This is a genomic window from Vibrio sp. YT-19(2023), from assembly GCF_033337395.1.
Genome location: NZ_JAWOQN010000002.1, coordinates 50,544 through 75,300 on the forward strand (window position 1 = coordinate 50,544; position 24,757 = coordinate 75,300).

Consider the following 24,757-nt stretch of genomic DNA (forward strand, 5'->3'; position numbering starts at 1 on the left):
CGTGTATGAGAGTTTTTTGCCTGCTCCTCGATAAAGCAGACCGATTGACGAGAGGGGCGAAAAAATAGTCTAACCGATTGTGTCTTAAATGTAACTAGTTGGTTATGAGTGTGATTGTCTATGGTTCTGATTCTTATGATGAATTCTTATCATGTTCATCGTGGTGCCATAAAAGCTTAAACCTGCAAAGTGACAATAAAATTTAAGGAAAAATGAACTTAATGCAGCAAAAATTACTTTTGTGCAATTAAATTAATTGTCAAAACAGCAAAACTGAAGTTAACAATAAATTTACAATCTCCTCATTCTAGTGATAAGGAATATATTGGATGCTATTACACGAATCAGTGACCCAATTTGCTAATGGGAAAGAAGAAAGCACGCAAAGTGCTCAGCGCCAAACCGCAAACTGCGTAGTGATGGTGCCACCGAAAGAGTTTCGTTTTAATGAAGAAACCGCACAAGATAATGAGTTCCAACATAAAGTGTCACTCAGCCAAGAAGAAGTCTCACGTCGAGTAATGGCCGAGTTCGCGAGTATGGTTGCAACGCTGCGTCAAGAGGGCGTTCAAGTTGTTGAGTTTGATTATCCAACTTCAGATGTTGCGACGCCAGACGCGGTATTTCCAAACAATTGGTTTAGCACTACGCCAGATGGCACGTTGTACACCTTTCCAATGGCCTGTGAAAACCGTCAAAAAGAAGTACGTCCCGATGCGCTTGTGGCAGCACTAGCGCAAGCAGGGCGAGAAGTTCATCGACGCAGCAGTCTAACTGAATATCTTGACGAGCAAGCGTATTTAGAAAGCACGGGTGTGATGGTGTTTGACCACCTAAATAAAACGGTCTATGCCGCACTCTCACAACGTTGTGATCGTCTGGTTTTAGAAGATTACGCCGATCGTATTGGCTATGAACGAGTGATTTCTTTCCAAACTCGTTTGCCGTCTGGTGCGCCGATTTATCACACCAATGTGATGATGGCGGTTGGCGAACAGTTTTGCGTGATTTGTGACGAAGTGATCCCAGAATTTGAGCGTCGTTTTGTAATGAAGTCACTCGCCAAAGACAAGCAAGTCATCTCAATTTCGCTTGAACAGATGAACCAGTTCTGCGGTAACATTCTGCAACTGGAAACGATCAACGGCGACAAGGTGATTGCGATGTCGCAATCGGCGTACGATGCATTCTCACCAGCACAAAGAAACCAATTGGCGACGCACGGTAAATTGCTGCCATTCGACGTTTCTACCATAGAATCTATTGGTGGTGGTTCGGTTCGTTGCATGTTGGGTGAAGTGTTCTTACCGAATCGTAAAGCTGTGCTTTAATAAACTGCACATTTCTTTTCAGCCGCAGTGAAAGGCTGACGAAGCGTTCTCTTCAAGGGTTTTTAGCCGTTAGCTCTGTGGCAGTACAGACTAACGGCTTTTTTGCGCTTTTTAGTTTTCTGACGATTTGCGTAGGCGACGCTTGGTTTAAGCGCCTAAAATAGGATGGTTCACCTAGCAGATTGTGGTAAAGTCCGCGCCTGCGTTTTACCGCATCTTCATTATTTTCATTGCTTCTTCAACCCAAAGTACAAGGTTTTCGTTAATGCCATTTTCTACTCTCTCATTGAGTTCTGAGCTGATTCATGCACTGCCAAAAGACTTCAAGAAGCCGACTTATATTCAAGCGTTGGCCATTCCTGAGCTGTTGGCTGGTCAAGATCTATTGGCTTTGGCAAATACAGGCAGCGGCAAAACCCTTGCTTATGGTTTGCCTTTGTTGGAAAAGCTGGGTGTCAATCCAGAGCAAAAAGCGCTGATTCTTGTGCCAACTCGTGAGCTGGCAATGCAAGTGAGTGAAGCAATTAACCAAGTTGGTCAAGTTCTTGAACTCAACGCAGTGTGTTTGTGTGGCGGCGTTGATAAAGAGCAACAACAGCAGGCGCTAGCGACAAATCCTCATATCCTTGTCGCGACGACAGGTCGTTTGGTTGACCTAGCAAATAATGGCTTGGATTTGAGCAATGTTCATTATCTAGTATTGGATGAGGCGGATCGTCTGTTGGATATGGGCTTTTGGCCTGACGTACAAAATATTGCGGGGCTTATTTCAAACCAGCGTCAAACCGCGATGTTCTCGGCAACGTTTTCAGATGAGTTGAAGGGTAAAGCGAAGCTGCTTATGCCGGCACCAAAGCAAGTTGCAGCGCATCAAGAAAACAGCACCAACCAAGATATTGCTGAAACGCTGTACCTCGTTAACAAAGGCAGTAAAACCAAGGCATTGATTGAACTGATTCAAAAAAACGCGTGGACTCCGGCATTAGTCTTTATTGGTGCGAAAGAGAACGCCGATGGCTTAGCGAAGAAGCTGAATAAAGCGGGCATCTCAACCAATGCGCTGCATGGCAATAAGAGTCAAGATGAGCGAGAAGAAGCACTGGCGCAGTTTAAATCTGGGCAAATTCAGGTGTTGATTGCCACCGATCTACTAGCGCGCGGCATTCACATTGAGCAATTGCCTGTAGTGATCAACTTTGAACTGCCAATGCATGCAGAAACCTATGTTCACCGAGTAGGGCGCACCGCTCGCGCAGGCGAACAAGGTGTGGCGGTGTCATTGGTTTGTCATGGTGAAATGGACGCACTAAGCGCGATTCGTCACCTGACTCAACGTGCATTACCAGTGCAAGATCTGGCAGGTTTTCCAGTAACGGATAAGCCATCAACTGGCGAGAGCAAACGCGCGCCACGCGATAAAAAAGCCAACCGTCGAACTCATGCTAAGAAGAGCATTAAGCAGTTTCAAGGTAAGTCGAAACGCCCAGCCCCGAGTGCGAAGTAAAACAAAAAACACGCTCTTGACGGCATAGTCGGTTCAGAGCATGGCTTACAAATTTTACTTTTGAGTATTAACGGCAGTTGGGCCAATTAAGCGCATTTCCCAATCTTCGACTTCACCAGTTTCTAGACGGCGCTCGACCAGCTTGCCCCAAGACTCGACTAACGGCAGCTCAGACAGCTTAGTGAGTTCTTTTCTATCTAAACAGCCAGTGAAAACCGCACCCATGATACGAGCCAATGGCCATTCTGGATAAGGTCTTTCGCACAGAATAATCTCGTCACCTGCACCGATATCGCCTTCTTCCAGCACTCGGAAATACCAGCCTGTTCGAAGCGTATCTTGCAGTCTTCTCGCCATGTCGTGTTGGTCAAAGCGTACGTTAAGTTTCCAACAAGGCATGCGACCTTGCGACACTTCCAGTAGTGTTGAGCCGATGCGAATTTTATCTTTCAAGCAAATCGTGGATTCGGTGACGCCTTCGGAGCTGATGTTTTCGCCAAAGCCGCCTGCGGATTGGAAAATTGGTCTTTCGCCTAATTCTTGTTGCCAGATTGGGTAGTGTTCGCTTGGGTAAATATGAAGCGCTTTTTGAATGCCACCATGAAAGCGCGGATCACCTTGCTCATCACTGATAAAACCGAGCTCTGTTGCATGCTGGCGCTCAGGCAGCACTTGTTTGTTGATTGCGCTTTGCGCACCATGAGCATAAGGGACGGTTTTCCCTGCTAGCACAGCTTTTACGACGCCGATTTTCTTCATGTAACCTCCTTATTATTTGAATGAGAGATAAAGTGTTTACCTTCATTCGCAATGCGGAGCATGATAGCCTAGTAAACTTGTGTCGGTGTAGGGATGAAAAGACAACTAACAATGCTAACTCGCCAAATTGATTCGAAGTCAGGCGTCGTCACCTCCAATGAGATGATGGCCGCGAATCCCCATTCTCCTGTTTTAGTGAAAACCATCGACATGCCAAAAGGTTACATTGATGCGCTGCATCAACACACTTGGCATCAAATCATCTTTCCTATCAAAGGGTTATTGCAAACACAAACTGAGCATTATCAGCACTTGGTTCCGCACACCTCTGCGTTATTTGTTCCTGCGGGTGTTCAACACGAGTCGATTGCTCTAAGCAATACGATATTTGTTGGTATTTACCTCAACCCTGAGTTTGGTGCGACGTACGAGCCACAAGTGAGAACCATTGCTTTAACGTCGTTTTTAAATGAGCTTTTACAAGAGATCCGCAGACAGTGTGAAGGTGAGACAAGCCACGAAGAAGTGTTGCATTTGCTGGCGGTACTGCATGATCAAATTTTGAAACGCAACGTGCAGACATTTCAGTTATTGCTGCCACAAGACAGACGACTAAAACTGATTTTCGAGCGACTGACTGACGAGCCAGCGTTGAGCTGTTCGCTAAAAGAGTGGGGGGAGAAAATTGGGGCATCGGAGCGTACTTTATCACGGTTGTTCGCCAAGGAATTCAACACTTCATTTCTGCTTTGGCGGCAACAAATTCGGCTAATTTACTCGCTTTCTTTGTTAGATGAATCGTTGTCAATCCAAGCCATTGCAGACCTAGTGGGTTATCAAAACGACTCATCCTACATCAAAGCATTTAAAGCCTATTTTGATATGACGCCACAACAGTTTAGAGTGAACGGCGTATCGCGCAGGTAGAAATACAGAGCTTCGACTTCACTTAATGTTTTTGAGTAGAAGTTACGAAACTTTCTTTTTGAATTTCAATTACATGGTATGAATAACAATGGCACCAACGATAAATACTCGAGTGAATCAATTCTGTTTTGGTCAACCCAAAACATCGCTGTCGTTGGAAAAAGAGCCCCTCAATCCGCTTGCTCAGGGCAAGGTTCGGGTGAGACTGGAAGCTACAAACATTAACCCAAGTGACTTGCTTTCCATTCATGGTGTTGGGCAATACCGCCGCGTTCACGTACCACCTCGCGTGCCGGGGTTTGAAGCGGTTGGGCGTGTGGTGGAAGTCAGTGCAGTTGGTCAAACTGACCTTCAAGTTGGGCAAAAGGTGTTGGTGGCGATGAGTGGTACTTGGCAATACTACATAGATGCCTCGCCTGAGAATCTTTTTCCGCTACCTGAGAGTTTGGAGAACGGCTATGCCTGTCAGTTGTACATCAACGCGTTAACCGCGTGGGTGATCACCACTAAAGTAGCTAAGTTGAACAAAGACGATGTGGTGATCATCAATGCAGCAGGGTCAGCGATCGGTAAGATATTTGCCCAGCTCGCCCATTCACTGGGTTTTGCACTGATTGCTGTGACCTCAAAGCGAGACGACTATCCGTACGATACCATTCCAGTGTTGGACGCAAAGAAAGACTTACAAGCGCAGCTGCAAACGCGCCAACTGCCACAACCAACGGTCGCTCTGGACGCGATAGGTGGTGAGGCTGGCACGGATCTCATTCGTACCTTGAAAGAAAACGGCCAATACATCAACTACGGAACATTGTCGTTAACGCCTTATACGCCTGAGTTTTTTGAATCGATGAAGGCCAACAACATCGACTTTAGTACATTCTTTTTGCGGTATTGGGAAGAATCGGTAGGTAAAGGCGGGAGAAAGACGGTGTTCGCTGAAATGTTAGAACACTTTATTAGCAGCGACATAAAGTTAAACGTTGCATATGATCTGTCGTTAGAGGACTTTCAAACAGCGATTGAAATGGTTGAGCGACGCTCGTCAGCAGTGTCAGGAAAAATCATTTTGACGCTGTGAATTACAGTGGGCCTGTTGAGAAAAGGGAGGATAAAATCCTCCCTTTTTTATGGGTTTATTTGTAATGATAGGGCTATTTTAGATGGAAGATTTGCTCTGTTTCGAGCGATGTCATCGCACGTACTTGACGCCAAATGTAATAAAAAATACCGAACATCATCAACATACTTGGGATGGCAATCATTGGGTAACTGTACAGCGTCATTTTTCCTAACTCTTCGTTAAAGGCAGCAGTACCAGAAGGGCTAGTCACAATCCAAGTCGCAAGGAAGTAGTTCATTGCAGATGAAAACGCAAAAGTACTTGCAAACAGGTAGTTAGAAGACATAAGGCAACGTTCGAACGCATCGGTTTTACCATTTTCTTTTAAACGTTGGTTAATCAACGCGAGGTTCAACACAGTGTCATTCAGTACTAACTTCTGCATCAGCGGGTAGCGGGTAAACGTTGAACCCAAAACCGCTAAACCGATCAGGCCAGGAATCAGGGCTTCTTTTAGTGCTAACCAGCGTGTATCAAGCTCTAACAAGCCGATGCCACCAGTTAGTAGAACACTGATAAAGCCCAGAGCAGAAATAAAGTTAAATTTCTTGTTACGGACAAGGTCCATACCGCCATAAATGATAGGAAATAGCAAAGCGACAACCAGCGCCATTGCTGTCCCTAGATGCTCATCGCCACTAAACTTCATCAAAATGAAGGAAGGGATAAATACGTTGAAAAGGATTTCAAATAAGGGATTCGGCTTTTTCGCCGTCGTGTTACTCATAATGTTTTACTGACTCTACTCTATGTCGGCTGTTATTGTACTTTGACAAGAAGTGTTCATCTAGTCGCGCTTGATGTAAAGCGTTAAAGCGTCGAGTTGTGTAACGACTTATGAAATAGACCGGAGCATAGCCAGTTAGTTTACATGATTGACTACTTTTTGTGTCTTAATGACTCTCCTTCTGTGCGATGATCTGATTACGCGCTCTGAATAATCGAGTCGCCACTGTGTTGTGGTTGAGCCTCAAGGCTTGGGCAATTTCATCATGATTCAACCCAGCCACTAAGCTCAAGAGCAACGGCTCTCGGTATTTGGGTTCGAGAATCATCATTTGTTTTTGAAGCCAATCTTGGGCCATGTCGTAGTCACTGCCAGGGTAGGTTTTTGTCTGTATTGCACACTCATCAATGTCGACAAAATCGTACTGTTTTCTATCAAAGCGCCGAGCATTCTCACGACGCAAAATAGTAATGAGCCAAGACTTCGCGGCGTTGGGGTCATTTAATTTATCAAAGAATCGCCACGCTTTCAGAAAGGTTTCTTGCGCTAAATCTTGAGCAAGGTGGTGATCTTTGCATAACCAATACGCGAGACGGTAAATCTCTTGGTATCGATCTCTCGTCAGTGCTTCGTAACGTTTATGTTTTTCCATAGCATTAAGATAAAAAGTTTGGAGAGCACGTTGTGTCTGCCAGATGAACGACAACCCTTTTTATCGCTTTTACAGTGATAAAAAGGGTTGTTCGATTAGGAAGACAAATTCGAAGAGTTAACCTTCCAAATATCGAAGGGTGACTCTGATTTCTTTCTTACACGCTTAAAATGGTTGGTTGGAAAAGCGTGAGTACTGGATGGCATCTGCGACTTCCTGAGCTTTAGACTCTGAAGTCATAAGGTGAAGTAGCTTAAGAGCAGCTTGATAGCTAACTAGGCTACCGTTCGAAGTGATAACGCCATCATCAATGACAAAATTCTGGTCGACTTGTACTTTGACTGCTGGGTAATCTCTTTGAAAGCCGTTTTCACCTCCGGCCCAAGTTGTTGCTTTTTTGCCGTTTAAAAGGCCAGCTTCGGCTAACAAATACGCGCCAGAGCAATTACTTGCCATCCAATCTGCCGCCTTTGAGGTAGTTTTAATAAAGTGAATGAGATCTTTATTTTCGATTAGTGCATCCATGTCATAGCTGGATGTTAAAACCAATACGTCGAGTTCCGGCAGATCACCAATCCAAGCATCCACACCAATTTTTAATCCTTCTTCAGTGGTGATGGTTTTCTGATCTGAGACGGAAATGGTGAGCACGTCATAATCACTAAACCAAGTGAGACGACTTGCGACGCCAAAAACCTCTAAAGGCGCAGTAACATCAGAGGTCAGTACGCCATCGTAAACCAGAATACCAATTCGTTTATCTGCGGCATGTGCTGTTTGAAGCACCCCAAAGAATAGGACTAGTGTCGCTATCAATAGTTGTAGTGCATTCTTCAATCCGTTTTTACCCATGGTTTTTCCTCGCTAACAGAGCATCAAGTTATTGAGGTTCATTATATTTAGGCTAATTAGTGATTGAAGAGCCACTTGGTCTTTACTAAAGTGAATAAAATTCATGAATAGAGTTCATTGGTTATATGGATAAGATACGGTCCCTACGATTTTTTATTGCCACTTTAGATGGCGGTAGTTTTGCTGCGGCTGCCAAAGTGTATGGCACTGACCCTTCGACCGTGAGCAAAGCCATACATCGTCTTGAAAGCGATTTGGGTATACAGCTTTTTCAACGTTCTACGCGACAGAGCCGCCTGACAGAAGCTGGTCGTAGGTACGCAAATACTGCTAGGTTTGTACTGGAGGAGCTGGCGGCATGTGAGGATTCATTAAAAAGTCACAATGATGCGCTTTCAGGGCAGCTTAAGATTAATGTGCCAGTCTCGTACGGTCGCCTCTATATTCGTCCTTTATTAAAAGAGTTTTGTCGCCGCTACCCTAACATCACTATCGATATTCATTACGATGACGCCTACGTTGATATTATTGAGCAAGGTATTGATGTGTCGATTCGCTCTGGTGTCGTTCACGATAGTCAATTGATTGTGCGTCAGCTCAGCCCTATCGATTTTATCATTTGTGCCAGTCAGGATTACTTAGCGCGCCATGGTGTTCCGAGTGGCCCGGATGTATTCAATGACCATTCTTGGGTTCGTTTTCGTTTTAAACAAACGGGGAAACTGTTGCCGATTCGGATGCCAGAACCAGACGGTGCGAGTGAATATGACCCCGAAAGAAACTATATTGTAAATGACGGTGAATCCATGGCAGAGCTTTGCGCAGAAGGCTTAGGATTAACTCAGATTCCTCATTTTATCGCGAGAGACTGGCTTAAAGCGGGGCGTTTAGTGCCGATATTTCCAAGCATGCGCCAAGCAGGAAATGGCGTGTATCTTCTCTATGCCAACCGGGAATATGTGCCTGCCCGAGTGAGGGTGTTCATCGATTTTATCACTCAAGCAATACAGGATATGGATGAAACGCCATTCCATACTTGGGCTGAAACGTTGCCGATTTATCGACCGAACCAAGGCGATTGAAAACTTCATGTGAGTCTTTGGTTAAAAACCCCTAAGCTATATGGTGCTTTTATTGGTTTTTGTTAGTTTATTGGGCGTTATTATCGAAAAGCGCAGTTTGCTCTTCGTCACTCATAAAGGAAAGACAATGCCAACTAAGATCTTAGTGCCTGCTTTGGCCCTACTTCTCAGCGCATGTGGCGGCGATGGGGAGTCGTCAGCCCCAGCAGAAAGCGGCTCACAAAACACAGGTTCCACATCGTCACAAGGCACATTTGCCGAGCAGATGCTTGCAGCGGTCAACAGCGCCCGCTCTACTACACAACAGTGTGGTGCAACCACCATGCCACCTGTTGGGGCCCTGACTTGGAGCTACGATTTGGAAAGCGCCGCTTATCGACATTCAAGCGACATGGCGAACAGCGATTTCATGAGCCACACAGGCTCTGATGGCAGCAAGATGTCAGATCGAGTTAACGCAACGGGCTATGCTTGGAGCGCCATTGGTGAGAATGTCGCCGTAGGGCAAAGCAGCATTAACGCCGTCGTTAATGCTTGGTTATCGAGTGAAGGTCACTGCCTTAATATCATGAGTGCGGATTTTGATCAGATGGGCGCGTCGCTTGTCGAAAATCACTCTGCACGCTACGGGTATTACTGGACTCAGGTTTTTGCCAAACAGCGCTAATGCAGAAGCCTGATAGATAAAATAAAACGCCAGCAGTCACTATCTGCTGGCGTTTTTGTTATTTACATCTCTTTTAGCTTGTCAGGTTACGAAGTTTTGGGTCATCCGCCAGGTATTCAACAAATTCAATCTCAAAACCGGCAGGGTCAACAAAATACACATTTTTGCGATATGGTTCATCAGCACCAGGTTGGGCAATCGGATAACCTGCATCGGTTAGTCTTTTGATGATTGCATCGACGTTGTTGGTCACATAAGCAAAATGCGCTAGCCCAACTTGGTGCCCGCTCAACTCGCGGTTTTCTCCTTCGCCATGGTCACTCATGGCTATGTATTGATACTCGTCGCCAAAATGTAGCCAGTTTCTTGGTTTGCCACTCCATTCGCCTTTACCTTCATCACGCACGTACCAATGTGGAAATGCAGTTTGGTAAAACTTCAGCATTTCAGGGATATCTTTCACGACTAAGTTAATATGTTCTAGTTGGATCATGATGTGCTCCTTTTTGTCATTTTCTAGCCAACGATGAATATGCTAAAACCTCAAGTTAAGTTTAGGTAAAGGGCTTTTTTAAAATTTTTTAGGGTGACCCCGTATTTAACTTAGAGTTCGGGATGTGGATGGCTTTAGAGTAGGAGTCAACAGGTTGCGTATAACGGACAGTTTGAAAATAGTTAGTTTATAGATGGAAATATATAATACTGTCATTTTCAAGAATATTAGACTGCTTTTGTAGACTTACTAATAAGCATTTTAACAACTAGATTCATAGTTTATTTTTTACACTTATTTTATTGCAAAGGGTTTGTTTGTGAGTGGTGTGAAAGAAAAATGTGTGTCGATTAAAGAGTTAGAGATTGATTTGCTTAATTCGACAGGTAACCCTAGTTTGGCTAAACAGCAGGCTCAAGCCTTTGCGATTCACTATGCAGGACGAGTAATTGACGCTGTAAAGTTTAGAAAAGGAAATATAAGTAAGGATGATTTGCTGCTGAGTAGACATATACGGTGGGAACATCACAAGAGACATAGTCAAAACTTAGCCAAAAACATGCTTTCGGCAAATCGAGGACCAAAGCCTAGCAATACTTGTGCTCACCATATAGTTCCTTGGTTTGATGATAAAAGCGCGGCCTGCTCTCGTTCGAGATTGCGTTTAGCTGCATGGGGAATAGATATTGACCATGAGGCGAACGGTGTTTGGCTACCTCGTTTCAGGTGTCATATACCTCATGATGGTATTCCAACAAAAGTAGCTCATAGCCAAACACATACTATGGTTTATTATCTCAACGTGGACTCTCTCCTTCGAGATACGATCGCAGAAGGACTTGGTCGTACTGGTATCATTGATACCTTGCGTGAAGTCGGAGAAATGTTACATGATGGGGACTTCCCAGTTAACCGTTTGATTTAAGTAAGCAAAAGATGAAAGTTTTTAAACTAAATCATGATGTTGAGAATTTCCCTTTTTTACAAGAAACTCAACTAGAGATTTCTATACAATACTCGGATGGCGATTTGCGGGAGTTATGTGGTGAGCGCGTCGCTGATACTTGGATGATTATTGATTTGGAGTGGGTGAGTGATAACCACATGCTTACAACAAAACCTGATTTTGCAATCTGGCGTGCAGGCGAGTTTGCTTGTTCTGAGTCCGCATATAATCAAATAAACGAAGCTCTTGATTCCAGTTGTGAGTTTTTGCCATTACGCGTCGCTGGCGAGCGTTGGTATGCTATAAACATACTCAAAACTTGCGATGCCATTGATAAGGATCGCACTGTGTTAAATGTAAGAGCTAATGGTAAGCCAAGTCGTGTAAAGCGGTTTAAAAAATTAGTGTTGAGTAGTAAATCAATCAAATCCGGAGGCTTGTTCAGGATTGAAAATAACGGAAGCGGTGTTTACTGCAATGATGAATTAGGTGGTTTGTATGAAATTTACCATCGTTGTCAGCTAAAAGGTCTGATATTTGAAGCAGTAGAAACGAGTTAAAGCCCGCAATGTTTCACCCTAAGTGTATTTCGGCAGCTTTATTTTACTCTGTTATTTCTAGTAATAATTTGTTTCCCCCCCCCAAAAAAAAAACCAAAAAAGCCAGCAGTTAGTACCTGCTGGCAAAGTCTTTGGGCTTCTAGTTTTTTGATTTTATTTCTTGTTACTCATCGCTGTCACGGTGCCCCGATTGGTTTTCCGGGGAAGAAAACACAGCACCGTGCGCTTTGTGTCCAAGAAATTTGGAGATTAGCCTTGCTTACGGATTAGGTAGTCAAATGCGCCTAAGCTTGCTTTTGCACCTTCACCCATCGCAATGATGATCTGCTTGTAAGGAACGGTTGTTGCGTCACCCGCTGCGAACACACCTTCTAAGCTAGTATCGCCACGGCTACCGACTTCAATCTCGCCGCGCTCAGATAAGGCTACTTCTGAATCTTTTAGCCATTCTGTGTTTGGTACTAGACCGATTTGAACAAAGATACCTGACAATTCAATCTCTTTGATCTCATCTGTGTTGCGATCTTTGTACTTCAAGCTTGTTACGCGAGTACCGTCACCCACTACTTCTGTTGTTTGCGCCATCGTGATGATGTCTACGTTTGGTAGTGAGTTCGCTTTGTCGATAAGCACTTGGTCTGCACGAAGTACGTCTGCAAATTCAAGAACCGTTACATGTTCTACAATACCAGCAAGGTCGATAGCAGCTTCGATGCCTGAGTTACCACCACCGATAACTGCGGTTTTCTTGCCTTTGAACAGTGGGCCGTCACAGTGTGGGCAGTACGCGACACCTTTGTTGCGGTACTCTTGCTCACCCGGAACGTTCATTTCACGCCAGCGTGCACCAGGGCTTAAGATGACACTCTTACTCTTCAGCATTGCGCCGCTTTCAAGTTGGATGTGAATCAAACCATCTTCTGTATGTGCTGCGCCCATTAGCTTCTCAGCTTGTTGCTCAGTCACGACGTCTACGTCGTATTCTTTTAGGTGTTCTGCTAGGTCAGTTGCTAGTTTTGGACCTTCAGTACGTTTTACCGAAATGAAGTTCTCGATTGCCATGGTGTCCATAACCTGACCACCAAAACGCTTAGCAACAACGCCAGTACGAATACCTTTACGAGCAGCGTATAGTGCAGCTGCGCTACCACCAGGACCACCGCCGACAACAAGCACGTCGTATGGGTCTTTTTCGCTCAGTGCTTTCGCCGCTTTCTCGCTCGCGCCGTCATCCACTTTGTTTAGGATTTCAGTCAGAGACATACGGCCTTGACCGAATAGCTCACCGTTCACGAATACACTTGGTACTGCCATGATGTCGCGTTGTTTCACTTCATCTTGGAACAAACCACCGTCGATCATGGTTGCTTTTACTTTCGGGTTGATCGCCGCCATCATGTTGAACGCTTGAACCACGTCCGGACAGTTTTGACACGACAATGAAATGAAGATTTCTACGTCTAGATCTTTGTCTAGTGCTGCGATTTGCTCAATCACTTCTGGTTCTAGTTTGATTGGGTGACCGCCAGAATGAAGCAGTGCCAATACTAGAGAGGTAAATTCGTGACCCATTGGCAAGCCTGCAAAGCGTAGTGCTGTGCCTTTAGCTGGGTTAGTTACCGCCATCACTGGTTTACGTGCGCTTGCGTTGTCGTCACGTTCAACCGTGATTAGGTCGCTCATCTCTGCGATTTGGTTCGCTAGAGACAAAATGTCATTCGATGCTTTGCTTTCATCTAGACTAACCACTAAACGAACTTCTTCTTTTACATTAGCCAGATATTGTTTGAGTTGTTGTTGGATCGCTTGGTCTAACATAGTTGTTACTACCTTAATTAAATAGTTACCAATCAAAACAAGTATTTGTTCATTCTTGCTAGCTAAAATCGTTGATAACTGCGTTATAGATTTTGTAGTTAGAGTAACTAGCTATCGAAAATCTATGCCTGGTTCTAAACGATTTTTTCTACGCAATTACTGCACACCTACTTATTCAGATAGGTAATAAAAAGTGGTTACTGTAGATAAAACCTGAGGGGGAGAGAGCAAATCAGGCAGAAGGTCGTCAAGGTATCTAACCTGAAGTGCTCTCTAATTCAGTTCTAATCAGAAAAAGGAAATCGGGAACTGATTAGAACTTAAATTTCAGTGGCTTAGATTTTGCCAACTAGGTCTAGTGATGGAGCTAGTGTCTCTTCACCTTCTTTCCACTTAGCTGGGCAAACTTCGCCTGGGTGCGCTGCTACGTATTGAGCTGCTTTCACTTTGCGTAGTAGGTCTTCTGCGTCACGACCGATACCTTCAGCAGTGATTTCCATTGCTTGGATAGTTCCTTCTGGGTCGATTAGGAACGTTGCACGGTCTGCAAGACCTTGACCTTCACGCATCACACCGAAGTTGTTTGTGATGTTGCCTGTTTGGTCGCCAAGCATGTAGTACTGAATCTTACCGATTGTGTCTGAGCTGTCGTGCCATGCTTTGTGAGTGAAGTGTGTGTCAGTTGATACTGAGTAAACTTCTACGCCACGTTTTTGTAGCTCTTCGTAGTGGTCTGCTAGGTCGCCCAGTTCTGTTGGACATACAAACGTAAAGTCTGCTGGGTAGAAGAAGAATACTGCCCATTTACCTAGAACGTCTTGTTCTGTTACTTCAACGAATTCGCCGTTTTTGTACGCTGTAGCTGCAAATGGTTTGATTTGAGTATTAATCATAATTTACTTTCCTTTGAATGTTTTAAGCTGAGCTGTTGTTGCTTTCGGAAAGTATATTCTCATCGGAGTGTGTTTAAGGAAAATCGCTTGTAGCTATCCTATTGATAGCCATTTCCTATTTCACTTGATAGGGAAATCCGATGTAAGTGAGTTTGCTTTGATAGGTTTTATTGAAGATGAAGGCAGATTAGCAATAGAGAATACCGATGATGACCTTAAGTGGATCGTCTGGCTAAGATCGAAAGAGCCTGCATCTCGGCAGGCTCCTTCTAATAGGAAGTGAGGAAGCGGATGCTTCTATTTTGTTAGCTCAGATTGTCGAGCACTTTGCCACACAGCTTCTTCAGCATGATCATTTCATCTAGCTCTAAGGTGATTTTACACATCATGGCGTTTGGCACTGACTTGGCTTGTTCCTTAAGATCACGACCTTGTTCTGTTAGGTTGAGTACGCGAACACGCTCATCGGTTTCACTGCGACCACGCTCTACATAGCCTTTTGCTTCTAAGCGTTTAAGCAGCGGTGTGAGTGTGCCTGAGTCCAAATGCAGTTGTGATCCCAGTTCTTTCACACTAGCACCGTCTTTCTCCCACAGCACCATCATCACTAAGTACTGCGAATAAGTCAGATCAAGCTCGTCCAGCAACGGGCGGTAAGCTCGGATCACTGCATTTGCTGCGCTGTAGAGCGGGAAGCAAACTTGGTTTTCGAGTAAGAGTTTATCGTCGTCGGTCATGGTGTTGTCGGTGTAACACTGGCTCATTGGCGTTGCCTACCTGCTCATAGAGAAAGAGAGTCATAAAATAAATTGTGCACAATATAGTTGCAAACGATCTTTACTTCGATCTAAGATTGTGAGCAATTAAATTGTGTGCAACTTAAATTAAGAAGGATACTCGCATGACTACTCTATACAAAACTCAAGCTACCGCTTTGGCTGGTCGTAATGGTCAAGTAAAAACAGATGACGGTCTTCTCGATCTAGAGCTGTCGTATCCGAAGGAAATGGGCGGCACAGGCGCAGCAACTAACCCAGAACAGCTGTTCGCAGCAGGCTATTCGGCATGTTTTTCTAACGCGGTTCTGCACGTAGCACGTGAAGGTAAAGTAGACCTGAAAAGCGCACCCGTAACAGCGGAAGTAGGTATCGGTCCGAACGACAACGGCGGCTTCGCTCTAACAGTGAGTCTAGCGGTAGAGCTAGATATGCCACAAGAACAAGCGCTAGAGCTAACGCGCATTGCACACCAAGTTTGCCCATACTCAAACGCAGTTCGTGGCAACATTGATGTGGCAGTAACGGTAAACGGCGAAGCGATTTAAGCGGGTCTTACCACGGAACAAAGACAAAAAAGCCTGCAAGTACGCAGGCTTTTTTTGATTGGTATGAAGTGAGAATACTTAACGCGACTCTAGCGGGTAAGAGCGGTAGCTCCACATGCCGTAAGTACGCAGTGCATCGCGGTAGATACCAAGCAGTTCGCCATCGCTGGCTTTGGCTAAGTCTTTCAGTGGCTTGTCTGGGTAGCTCACTGTGTCAAAAGTGATGTCTTGTGGTCCAGTTTGCCAGCTTGCGATTTCAAACAAGGTTTGACCACGGCGTACGTGGCTCGCTGAGCTGATGATGGTCGCGTGTTTAATGTTATGACGTGCCAATGCGTAGCTGCTGAATAGAGCGTTACCTACCGTGCTGGTGGCGTAGTTTTCTTCAATGATGCGATCTTTGCTGATGCCTTTTTCAATCAGCCAATCCGCCATTAACTTGCCTTCGGTTTTGTGGTTCTTTGGTACGCCGCCCCTCAATACGATCAACGCGTCTGGGTTTGCTTTTGCCATGGCTAGCGTGGTTTCCAAACGCTCAACCAAGATTTGATGCATTGAACCATCTGGGTTCAGCGCGTATCCCAATGTGACGATTGCGCCTTTGTCATCCAATTTACCTTTGTCGGCTTTCTCTTTTAGTGGCGTGGCAAGTACGCGGTCTACGGTGTCGAAGATGCGTTGGATGTCTGCGGCTTTACCTGCATTGAGCTTAGTGAGCGTCGCCATGTGTTTCGCTGATTCCGCTTGGTTGCCCTCAAAGCGTTGCCATACCGCTAAGTAAGCGTGCAAATCCACATCATCTGGTGCAACAGAAAGGGCTTGTTCAAACAGTTCAATCGCGCGGTCTGCATTCTTGTTGTAGATCTGCGCGTTTGCTGCAGAAATCAGTAGGTCAGTACGGTACGGCTCAAGTTTGTACGCTTCTAATAAGCGGTCGGTAACAATCTCCATGTTGCTCGGCATTTTGGCGGTAAAACCCGCATGTGAGATACGCGCAGGGGATTTGAATGCTTGTACCGCGTCGTTGAGAAGTTGGTCGACAACCTGACGTTTAGTGACGATTTGTGAGTAATCGGCGGAAGATTGGACGGCAGCATCGTTAGCCGCGATAGAGTATGGGGCAGCAGTCAGCGCAATCACGCTACCAAGAGCAATGGCAAGTAAGTTCTTCTTCATGGAATGTCCTAGAGGTGCTGTAGCACCTAGTTTTTATTGTGCCTAGCGTTGTAGGTCGAACGGGGTCGATGGAGTTTTTTTCAGTCTAGGTTCGCTTCATGAATAATCTGTGAAATGAATCCCAACTCAGTCGAGCGAATGAACGCGCGTAGTCAAAACGCGAAGTAGGATCACGAAAATAAAAAGGTATTCGTTCGTATTCTAAGTAATTGGATTAAAAGATAAACAGCGTTTAGAAGAAGGGATTTAAGCGACCAGAGTAAGAAATGAAAAAGCCTGCAACGATGCAGGCTTTTGGTTTATTTGATCGCGGTGCAGAAGCTAACGTCTGCATGATGCGTTTGTGGGTCGAAGCTGTGGTAAAGCTCAAAGCAAGGACGGTCGTCGTTCTCAATACCGGATTCAATTACCTTGCTCATGACATCATCCCATGCTTTTGAGTATTGGCTCGGGTCAGTAATGTGCTGGCGCATCACCGCATATTGACCACCGGGGAAGTCTTGCAGCTCAATGCCTTTTGGAACTTCCGTATCTTCTGGCACCATCAAGCAGATATCAGTGCGACACTTCTCGTCTGGCGTGATTTCTGGATTGTCATGGTAGATGAAGATGCAGGTATTGCCTGCCAAACCTTTCATTCCTGCCCATTGATACAAGCGACCTGATGGCTCCTCATAGCCTTGGCCGTAAGGGCCGTTTACGCGAATGTAAGCCAGTTTTGCTTTTTCAAAGTTTTGCGTTTCCATTGTCATGCTCCATTTGGTGAGTTCAGAGCCAGTATATGAATCGCTTGGTGTTACTTCGTTTCCATTCTTGCGCAACGTGTGTCCAATCTTGCTGTTTCGTGCTAATTCAGAAAACTGCTGGTAGTTTTCGCAGTCGCGAAAGGCCGTAGGTGTAACGCCATAATGTTGCTTGAAGGCTTTGGCTAAGCTCTGTGAGCTAGAAAATCCGTACTCTAAGGCAATGTTTAATACCGGTTGCTTGGATTTGAATAAGTCATCGGCGGCGGCTTCTAGACGCAAACGTCGAATGAAATCAGCCAATGTCTCGCCTTGCACGGCTTTGAAGGTGCGATGAAAGTGATAAGGAGAAAGGTTCGCCAGCGCGGCCACTTCTGGCAGATTGAGTGGTTCATTAAAGTGTTGTTCTAAATAACGAATCACAGGAACCAGTCGTTGGTGGTAGTCGACGCGCATCGGGGGATTTCCTTGTTCTGTTCAGCTTGTTTTCTCTGCTCAAAGCCTACCGCAATCCAACAAGCTTGCAAGGGAGCAGCGTGAGAAATGCGTGGCGAGATGAGCGTCAATCAGTCACACTCAACGAGCAGATGTTTAAGCAAAAACGTTGCGCCCATTATCTTTACTAACCGCTAGGACAATCATGATAGCTTGGAAACAGTCTCTGCCAGAGTACGAATGGCTCATTCATCAAGTTTGGTACTTGGAAGTGCCAGAGGGTGAAGTCATTGACCCCAAGCCGCACCTTATCCCAAACCCGCGTGCTCATTTACTCTTTACGCCACCAGAGCAAGGCTACAGCTACGACACGGGACACACAAAGCTTGCTGGCAAAGGCTGCCACTTGTTAATGGCTAACGAACATTTACTGTTGTTGGAAGATACGGCTCCCATCAAGCGTATTGGTATCACCTTTCGCCCAGAGGGTTTTTATGCCATTGAATCACGGTTTAGTGATGCATCCCAAGTTAGTGCAATTAACCAATGCGAATGGTTTGATTGGCTTAACGCGGCGTTTGATGAGCGCTTTCAACAAGGCTTATGGCAGTTAGAGTTGCAAGGTTCATCGCAATGTTTGCTGAACTACATCAAACAACATTTAGATGCGTTAGATATCGAACCTTGCCGTACCAAACCGTTTTTGGCGTCACAAAAGCGGTATCCGTGATGGACGCTCAAGCGCTACGTTCACCTGAGTTAGCGATGGATATTGATGAGATAGCCAAACAGTGCGCCTGTTCTCGCAGAACGCTTGAGCGCAGTTTCAAACAAGTGGTGGGGTTGAGCGTTAAGCAGTATCAACAAATGGCGCGTCTGGAGCAGATGATTTTGACTCTCTACAAGCAACAAGAAGCGATTGATTGGGCGAGTTTCTCACAACAATTTGGTTTCAGTGACCAATCGCATTTGATTCGTACCCTCAAACATCAGCTAAGAAAAACGCCGAGCAAATACCTGAAAAAACGTGACTTAACCATCGATATCTATGGCGATTTTGAGTCGTAATACATTGCTAATCAGCCCGAAAGTTGTCGCAAAAATCCAATTTTTCTCTTATCCGCTGGGCTACTATTTTCAGCAGATAACGAGGTAACACATGTCATATCAAAAACTAAAACAAGGCGAAGCCATTCCATTTAATGAATCGTTGACTATCCAACTGATTCAAGGCTCTGATCTACAAGATATTATCGAGATGCTGAACGACGATAAGGTCAATCAGTATCTGTTCTTCGCACCTGCTGATAACAACCTGTATGAAGGCTTCTTTGGCCCTATTATTGAAAATACGGCACAAGCGATTAAAGACGGTGTTTGGTCAGATAGCCCAACGTTCGTGATTCGTGACCAGCAAGGTCAGTACATGGGAATGTGTACGGTGACCGCAGTGATGTTCTTAACTGGCAACTACGAAGTGGGTTATCAGTTACCTACTTGCGCATGGGGCAAAGGCGTCGCGACTCGCGCTTGCCAAATGATGACCGAGATTGGATTTACTGAGTTAAACGCCCATAAAGTCAGTGCCGATTGCTACGCTTCTAATGCTGGTTCTTACAAGACGTTAGAGAAAAATGGTTTTACTCAAGAAGGCCGTCAGAAAGACTACTATAAACTAGAGCAAGGCTTTGACGACAAGCTCTACTACGGTATGACCGCAGAGCAATTCGCGTCTTTAAATCGCTAATAATTAGCCGACAAAAAAGTAGCTAACAACAACGTAGCGAACAAAAAAGGCCGTTAACCCACATGCTCGGGTTAACGGCCTTTTCTATATTCAGCGCTAAATGGCTAAGACTTAGTTGCCTTGGTTTTGGCTTTGAAGCTTCTCTTTTGCTTCTTCAACCTTTGAGAAATCCAATCCCAACTCGTCTACGGCTTCTTTGATTAGCGCAGGGTTTTGCATCACTTGCGCCATCAGCATTTGTAGCTTGTCTTGTGGCAAACCTAGTTGGCTGATTGTTGCCATTGCCGCTAGAGGGTTTTGCGTCAGAGTCTGAAAAATCTCGTTGATTTGCTCATCGCTGATGTTGTTCTCTTTCAGCAAGGCGATAATTGGGTTCATCATATTTCCTTTCAATCAGTGTATGACTTGGTTGCCAGTATTTGTTCTAGTAGAATAATTGGGGCTCCCGCTCAACATTTCAATACCCCGTTAGCTCCATGTAACCAGTCCCAGAATGAGAGCCCTCAATACGTACTGGGCCTTCCCAATAAGGTACCGAAAGCGGCATTTTCGCGTTCGGGTTGAGAGCAGAAACGGTAAGCTCAATTTGCTGATTTGGAATCGACACTTGCCACTGGGTTGGATACTTTCGCCCTTGGATTTCTGTTTGCTTGGTTGCTATTAAGCGAATGTCTTTTTGAGAAATGGCGATGCCAGAGCCATCTTGCTGCATCAGCTTTGCGCTGGCGTAACTAGCTTGTCCGGTTTTGGAATCCCGCAACTGGAACACCACCAAGCTGGTTTTGTCACTCAACCTCAGAGCAAACCAGTCCCAGCCTTGTTGTGAGTCGAGTAAGAATTGCGAGCTCCACTCTCGATCTATCCAGCCTTCACCCGACACTTGATGAGTTTCGCCGTCGATGGTGACTTCACCGGAGACATCAATAAACGGTTGGCTGTAGTAATACGAAGCCACCTGACCATCGGCACTTTTGGTGCTGTAACCTTGCTCGCCTTGCTTTTGATAAGGTGCGCTGCTGGTCAGTTTTAGTGAGTAGCCAAACTGCTCTGAATTGGCATTTAGCGTGGCAGGGAAGAGGTCGTTGGTTGAAGAGGTCCACTGCCAATCATCGAGGTAAACACGAAATGGAGAGCTATCGACGCCGGCTAAGGACGCTTGAGCGCGTGACCATTTTTCATCTGCATAGTGTTTGTCGGTTGTCGTGACTGCGCTGTGCGCCATGTAGATTTGCTGAGTTTGCCACTCGGTTTTCTTCACGTCATCTTCGCCCGTTGGCGGCGCAGCAGCAAAGCGAAATTGTGTCCATTGAACGCCAAGTGGGTTGCCTTCTTCATCAATTAAGTTAGCGGTTAAGTACCACCATTCATGACGAAAGTTTGGGTGCGCTTGATGATCGGTAGGAAAGGTGAGTTCAACCCCTTTTTCTACGGGTGTGAATAGGTTGCTTTCGCTTTGCATATCTCCACTGCCCAGAAAAGTTCCCATATTTTGTTGCTGCGCATCTTCACAACCGAATAGGAATAAGCTGCTTATGAGTAGAGTAAGCTTGCTTGCCAATCGAACCATCACAAGACCTCGCTTTGCAAACTGGAGACGACAGGCTTACTGACCAATCGCCACAGCGGAATCAAGGTTGCGATCACTGCCACCAAGATGGTGATTGCCGCAATGCTCAGCGCATCACTCCAATTCCACAGATAATTTAAGCTCCAACCAAAAGCTCGTAAGGTGACGATGTCTGTCAGTACATAACCCACCATCGCACCGAGGGGCAGGGCAATGACCAGCGTAAAACTGACCAAAGCGACGATCTGCCCGACCACCATGGTCATTAATTTACGACGGCTGACGCCAAGTGCATACAGCCTTGCAATGGCGGCTTTGCGCGCGTCGAGCAACATAAAACAAGCACTGAACAAACCAATCACCGCGACCATCAACGTCACGCCGTTGAGTGCGCGTGTAATGGCGAAGGTCTGCGAGAAAATATCCAACGCGATGGATTTGATTTGCGCCTGATCGTAGAGCTGACTTGGATGCAGATTCAATTGCTCGCGCAGTTGCTCGTATACGATTTGTGGGTCTCCTGATACTTTAATGCCAAGGCTTGTTGGCAGGTCGGTAAAGCCACTCTCTTGCCATAATTTGGGTGCCAATAACACTTCACCGTTGGGTGAGCCGTAATCGTGGAATACCGCACCCACAAGCAGGTTCTTATTTGGAACGGCATCAAGCGTGAGCGCGCTACCCAGTGATAAACCCAGTTTGACCGCGGTTGGTTCACTGATAGCGACCAACTCACCTTGGTAAAAGCGTGACCAGAAGTTCTCCAAATGCGATTTGAACACCATGGTTTGTTCTAAGGTGTCTTTGTCTTTGGTACCAAGCAAAATCGGTAAGCCTTGCAGGTTATCGTCGACGTAGTATTGCTTGTAGACGGTCTCAACATTATTGAACTGCCCTAACGCGCGCTCTACATCAGCGATTTCTCCTTGGGCAGGGCTGACGTAAATATCGGCGTGTAGCCTTTGTTCTAACCACTGTTTTAAGGTGGATTCAAAACTGCCCACTAGCGTATTCATCCCCATATTGGCTGTAACGGCGAGTAGCAGTGCCATCATGGCGAGAGAAAGCGGAGAAATCAGCTCGCGCAACTCAGCAAAAAGATACTGCATCAAACCGGAATTGGTGCGTTTTTCACACCAATTGGCTAAGACGCTGAGTGTTTTGGGTAGATATAAAGGAATCGACACCACAAGCACGCCGAGCCACGCCATGGTGAAGCGGTGATGCTCACTCAACCATAACCCTGCGAGTGCGAGAGCCGTCAACGAAGCACCTATCACGAACAATTGGTTTTCGTTAGAGGCTTCCGGCGCTTGATAAAATACGCCATGAGAGGAAAGCGGCTGGCGCACTCGCTGTTTAAAGTGCTGCCAACATGCCAACAGGGTGGCGACTAACGTGAGTAGCAATGCTTGTGCCCACCATTGCCACTGCCAAGTTCCGGGCAGCAGTGTCGCGCCATAAAGTTGCTTTAGAGTCAGTGCCACGGTCGGATGTAACCAGTGGCTAAGCTGCATGCCCAATACAAAACCGAGGGAAGCGCCGATGGTAACGAGAAGAGTGAGCTCAACTAACAGCGCAGAGAACACAATGCTCGGCGCAACACCCGCTTGTTGAATTTGCACTAACAGCCGATTGCGTTTCAGCAAGCTGTACTTTACGCCGTTGTAAGCGATGAACAGCCCGACTAAAAACGCGAGTAAGCTCATTGCGGTGAGGTTGAGGTGAAAGCTGTCGGTCAGCGAACCAAGGTCTGTACTTTGGTTATTGGAAATCCATTGCCCTTGATCGCTAATCAGCTTCTGCCAATTTGCCTGCGTGTCTTTATCCCCTTTATCACCCGAATGGAAAACTGCAATGTAACTGAGCTGCCCTTGTTTATTGAGCAGTTGCTGGGCAAAGCCAATGTCCATCAACATTCGGCTACCTAACTGCCATTCGTCTTGTAGCACCACCACTTGGGTTGGAATGTCATCCAGAGTTAGGGTTTCTACTTCCCCTAAGTTTTGATGTTGAGATTGGCTCATCATCACGATCGGCTTACCGGCCAAAAGCTCAGGTAAAGGTAAAGCACTGTCGAACAAAGACACGTTTTGTTGGTTTTCTGACGAATAGCGCGAACGTGAGGAAATTGCGGCAATCAACTCACTACCTTGCACTGACCAGCGACGCCCTTGTTCGTCTCTCACTCGCCCTTCGATTACAGGTAGTGCTGCACTGAGCCCGTTTTGTCTAAGGGTGAAATAAAGAGACTCGGGCAGATAGTTTTGCCCTGCTGGTGGAATAATTAAGTTCTGAGCTTGTGCGCTAAGCTGCTCGGTAGATTCCGCATAACTTCGTTTGGCATTGAGGTTGATGGCTTGCACCGCAACGAATAAGGTCACAGCCAACACGATACCGATCAGAATCGCGGCGGCTTGCAGTGGCGCCTGCCGATAGTGCGCTGCAAACAGATTCAGGGCGAGTCGAGTATGAGTGAATCTGTTGTTTGATGGCTTAGTTTGCTTCATGGTGAAGCTCATGTTTGTTTACTTGATGGCTGTTCTGTAGCTGACTGTTATCCAATCGCAGCCGTGCTTTCATAAATTCAGCGCATTCATGGCTGTGGGTCACCAAGAGCGCGGCGGTATTGCCTTGGGTGGTGATTTCACTGAGTAGTTTCATCACTTCCAAGCCTGCTTTTTGGTCGAGGTTACCTGTGGGTTCATCGGCGAGTAGAAGCTTAGGTTTGTGTGCCCATGCGCGCGCAATCGCGACTCGTTGTTGTTGACCTCCGGAAAGGGCAGAAACATGCCTGTCGAGAAGTTGGCTGATACCTAGAGTCTCGACCAAATAATCGCACCAGTCGTTCCATTTCTGTTGATTCAAATGCAGAGGGAAGGCGGTGTTTTGCTGCACGTTGAGCGGCGTTAATAGATTGAATTGCTGGAAGATAACACCGAGTTTTTGATGTCGAAATCGGCTCCATTGTGGGTCTTTCCAAGCCGCCGTGTTATCGCCATCTAACCACAACTCACCATCGGAAAGCGGCTCAAAGCCAGCGATGACATTGAGCAAAGTACTTTTGCCGCTGCCACTTGCGCCCGTCAGCGCAACACTCGCTCCTGTGTTCAACGTGAAGTCGACGCCTTCCAACACGCGATGTGTCTCTTTGCCATCGACAAAGCTTTTGCTGGCGTGTTTGAGTGTGACAAGTGGGCTTTCCATTTCCTCTCCCTGTATTCAAAAGGTGTCGTTTCTTTTGGCAATGCTTATTGCTGTTCGTTCTTTAGAAACTTTAGACAACAATCAGATAAAAACAGCGATTTACATCGATTTCTTAATAACTTGTACTGAAAAGAAGAGGGAAGAGATTAAATGAGGAGGGATATGACAGGCATTAAAAAAGCCCGAGTCAAACTCGAGCTTTCAAATACATTCAGCGTGGTCAG

24 protein-coding genes and 1 pseudogene are annotated in these 24,757 nt (G+C 45.9%); 11 read left to right on the top strand and 14 right to left on the bottom strand.

Annotated features, from left to right (window positions below; all coding sequences use genetic code 11):
• Nucleotides 1-329 precede the first annotated feature (329 nt).
• Together R7E78_RS02295 and R7E78_RS02300 are read left to right on the top strand one after the other, a co-directional pair.
• Nucleotides 330-1,331 carry an arginine deiminase-related protein gene (locus tag R7E78_RS02295; RefSeq protein WP_005383547.1) on the top strand — a complete coding sequence of 334 codons (1,002 nt, stop codon included), beginning with the start codon at nt 330-332 and terminating at the stop codon, nt 1,329-1,331.
• Between the two features lie 265 nt (nt 1,332-1,596).
• On the top strand, nt 1,597-2,835 hold the full coding sequence (locus tag R7E78_RS02300) for a DEAD/DEAH box helicase (protein WP_318057597.1): 1,239 nt from the start codon (nt 1,597-1,599) through the stop codon (nt 2,833-2,835).
• A gap of 54 nt (nt 2,836-2,889) precedes the next feature.
• On the opposite strand, the gene R7E78_RS02305 is transcribed toward R7E78_RS02300, so the two are convergent.
• Nucleotides 2,890-3,594 (bottom strand): MOSC domain-containing protein, encoded by a 705-nt coding sequence (locus R7E78_RS02305; RefSeq protein ID WP_054578589.1) that lies wholly within the window; start codon nt 3,592-3,594, stop codon nt 2,890-2,892.
• Nucleotides 3,595-3,705: 111 nt separating this feature from the next.
• Between R7E78_RS02305 and R7E78_RS02310 the strand changes: the two genes are divergently transcribed.
• Nucleotides 3,706-4,521, top strand: coding sequence for an AraC family transcriptional regulator (locus tag R7E78_RS02310; protein ID WP_175413520.1), 816 nt, complete (start codon nt 3,706-3,708; stop codon nt 4,519-4,521).
• Nucleotides 4,522-4,609: 88 nt separating this feature from the next.
• Nucleotides 4,610-5,602, top strand: a complete 993-nt coding sequence (locus tag R7E78_RS02315) for a zinc-dependent alcohol dehydrogenase family protein (protein ID WP_318057598.1) — start codon at nt 4,610-4,612, stop codon at nt 5,600-5,602.
• Nucleotides 5,603-5,675: 73 nt separating this feature from the next.
• On the opposite strand, the gene R7E78_RS02320 is transcribed toward R7E78_RS02315, so the two are convergent.
• The 3 genes from R7E78_RS02320 to R7E78_RS02330 form a co-directional block, all read right to left on the bottom strand.
• Nucleotides 5,676-6,371, bottom strand: a complete 696-nt coding sequence (locus tag R7E78_RS02320) for a VC0807 family protein (protein WP_005383527.1) — start codon at nt 6,369-6,371, stop codon at nt 5,676-5,678.
• 166 nt (nt 6,372-6,537) lie between these two features.
• On the bottom strand, nt 6,538-7,068 hold the full coding sequence (locus tag R7E78_RS02325; protein WP_258616870.1) for a sigma-70 family RNA polymerase sigma factor: 531 nt from the start codon (nt 7,066-7,068) through the stop codon (nt 6,538-6,540).
• Nucleotides 7,069-7,188: 120 nt separating this feature from the next.
• The gene (locus R7E78_RS02330) at nt 7,189-7,875 is read right to left on the bottom strand and encodes a DJ-1/PfpI family protein (RefSeq protein WP_005374612.1); all 687 of its coding nucleotides are present in this window, start codon (nt 7,873-7,875) and stop codon (nt 7,189-7,191) included.
• A gap of 125 nt (nt 7,876-8,000) precedes the next feature.
• On the opposite strand from R7E78_RS02330, the gene R7E78_RS02335 reads away from it, so the two are divergent.
• Both R7E78_RS02335 and R7E78_RS02340 read left to right on the top strand, forming a co-directional pair.
• Nucleotides 8,001-8,957: a LysR family transcriptional regulator gene (locus tag R7E78_RS02335; protein WP_017820076.1), complete on the top strand. Its 957-nt coding sequence runs from the start codon at nt 8,001-8,003 to the stop codon at nt 8,955-8,957.
• A gap of 127 nt (nt 8,958-9,084) precedes the next feature.
• Nucleotides 9,085-9,624, top strand: coding sequence for a CAP domain-containing protein (locus tag R7E78_RS02340; protein ID WP_017820077.1), 540 nt, complete (start codon nt 9,085-9,087; stop codon nt 9,622-9,624).
• Nucleotides 9,625-9,697: 73 nt separating this feature from the next.
• Here the strand turns inward: R7E78_RS02340 and R7E78_RS02345 are convergent, their stop codons facing one another.
• The gene (locus tag R7E78_RS02345) at nt 9,698-10,117 is read right to left on the bottom strand and encodes a VOC family protein (protein ID WP_005374615.1); all 420 of its coding nucleotides are present in this window, start codon (nt 10,115-10,117) and stop codon (nt 9,698-9,700) included.
• 319 nt (nt 10,118-10,436) lie between these two features.
• Here R7E78_RS02345 and R7E78_RS02350 point away from each other — a divergent pair, with 319 nt between their 5' ends.
• Together R7E78_RS02350 and R7E78_RS02355 are read left to right on the top strand one after the other, a co-directional pair.
• A complete protein-coding gene (locus R7E78_RS02350; protein ID WP_198039125.1) occupies nt 10,437-11,042 on the top strand; it encodes an AHH domain-containing protein in 606 nt (201 codons plus the stop codon).
• Between the two features lie 11 nt (nt 11,043-11,053).
• Nucleotides 11,054-11,623 carry an imm11 family protein gene (locus R7E78_RS02355; protein WP_025520467.1) on the top strand — a complete coding sequence of 190 codons (570 nt, stop codon included), beginning with the start codon at nt 11,054-11,056 and terminating at the stop codon, nt 11,621-11,623.
• 249 nt (nt 11,624-11,872) lie between these two features.
• Here R7E78_RS02355 and ahpF read toward each other — a convergent pair whose 3' ends face one another.
• The 3 genes from ahpF to R7E78_RS02370 form a co-directional block, all read right to left on the bottom strand.
• The gene (gene ahpF / locus R7E78_RS02360; protein WP_318057599.1) at nt 11,873-13,441 is read right to left on the bottom strand and encodes an alkyl hydroperoxide reductase subunit F; all 1,569 of its coding nucleotides are present in this window, start codon (nt 13,439-13,441) and stop codon (nt 11,873-11,875) included.
• Between the two features lie 335 nt (nt 13,442-13,776).
• Nucleotides 13,777-14,334 carry an alkyl hydroperoxide reductase subunit C gene (gene ahpC / locus R7E78_RS02365; RefSeq protein ID WP_005374632.1) on the bottom strand — a complete coding sequence of 186 codons (558 nt, stop codon included), beginning with the start codon at nt 14,332-14,334 and terminating at the stop codon, nt 13,777-13,779.
• Between the two features lie 305 nt (nt 14,335-14,639).
• Complete coding sequence (locus R7E78_RS02370; RefSeq protein ID WP_005383518.1) at nt 14,640-15,098, bottom strand: MarR family winged helix-turn-helix transcriptional regulator; 459 nt, start codon at nt 15,096-15,098, stop codon at nt 14,640-14,642.
• A 137-nt stretch (nt 15,099-15,235) separates the two neighbouring features.
• On the opposite strand from R7E78_RS02370, the gene R7E78_RS02375 reads away from it, so the two are divergent.
• Nucleotides 15,236-15,658 (top strand): organic hydroperoxide resistance protein, encoded by a 423-nt coding sequence (locus R7E78_RS02375; protein ID WP_054575380.1) that lies wholly within the window; start codon nt 15,236-15,238, stop codon nt 15,656-15,658.
• Nucleotides 15,659-15,736: 78 nt separating this feature from the next.
• On the opposite strand, the gene R7E78_RS02380 is transcribed toward R7E78_RS02375, so the two are convergent.
• Together R7E78_RS02380 and R7E78_RS02385 are read right to left on the bottom strand one after the other, a co-directional pair.
• A complete protein-coding gene (locus tag R7E78_RS02380; protein ID WP_318057600.1) occupies nt 15,737-16,834 on the bottom strand; it encodes an ElyC/SanA/YdcF family protein in 1,098 nt (365 codons plus the stop codon).
• 299 nt (nt 16,835-17,133) lie between these two features.
• Entirely contained in the window at nt 17,134-18,033 is a 900-nt protein-coding gene (locus tag R7E78_RS02385; protein ID WP_009706616.1) for a GyrI-like domain-containing protein, read from the bottom strand.
• Between the two features lie 184 nt (nt 18,034-18,217).
• On the opposite strand from R7E78_RS02385, the pseudogene R7E78_RS02390 reads away from it, so the two are divergent.
• A pseudogene (locus R7E78_RS02390) lies at nt 18,218-19,080 on the top strand (helix-turn-helix domain-containing protein).
• Nucleotides 19,081-19,171: 91 nt separating this feature from the next.
• Nucleotides 19,172-19,759, top strand: coding sequence for a GNAT family protein (locus R7E78_RS02395; RefSeq protein ID WP_318057601.1), 588 nt, complete (start codon nt 19,172-19,174; stop codon nt 19,757-19,759).
• Nucleotides 19,760-19,870: 111 nt separating this feature from the next.
• On the opposite strand, the gene R7E78_RS02400 is transcribed toward R7E78_RS02395, so the two are convergent.
• The 4 genes from R7E78_RS02400 to R7E78_RS02415 all read right to left on the bottom strand — a co-directional run bounded on the left by R7E78_RS02400 (nt 19,871) and on the right by R7E78_RS02415 (nt 24,533).
• Nucleotides 19,871-20,137: a DUF2999 family protein gene (locus tag R7E78_RS02400; protein ID WP_004746427.1), complete on the bottom strand. Its 267-nt coding sequence runs from the start codon at nt 20,135-20,137 to the stop codon at nt 19,871-19,873.
• Nucleotides 20,138-20,216: 79 nt separating this feature from the next.
• On the bottom strand, nt 20,217-21,326 hold the full coding sequence (locus tag R7E78_RS02405; RefSeq protein ID WP_017820081.1) for a lipocalin-like domain-containing protein: 1,110 nt from the start codon (nt 21,324-21,326) through the stop codon (nt 20,217-20,219).
• Nucleotides 21,326-23,836, bottom strand: a complete 2,511-nt coding sequence (locus R7E78_RS02410) for an ABC transporter permease (protein ID WP_318057602.1) — start codon at nt 23,834-23,836, stop codon at nt 21,326-21,328. The genes R7E78_RS02405 and R7E78_RS02410 overlap by 1 nt, the downstream gene beginning before the upstream one ends.
• Nucleotides 23,823-24,533 carry an ABC transporter ATP-binding protein gene (locus R7E78_RS02415; RefSeq protein WP_318057603.1) on the bottom strand — a complete coding sequence of 237 codons (711 nt, stop codon included), beginning with the start codon at nt 24,531-24,533 and terminating at the stop codon, nt 23,823-23,825. Before R7E78_RS02415 ends, R7E78_RS02410 begins: the two co-directional genes overlap by 14 nt.
• Between the last annotated feature and the right edge of the window lie 224 nt (nt 24,534-24,757).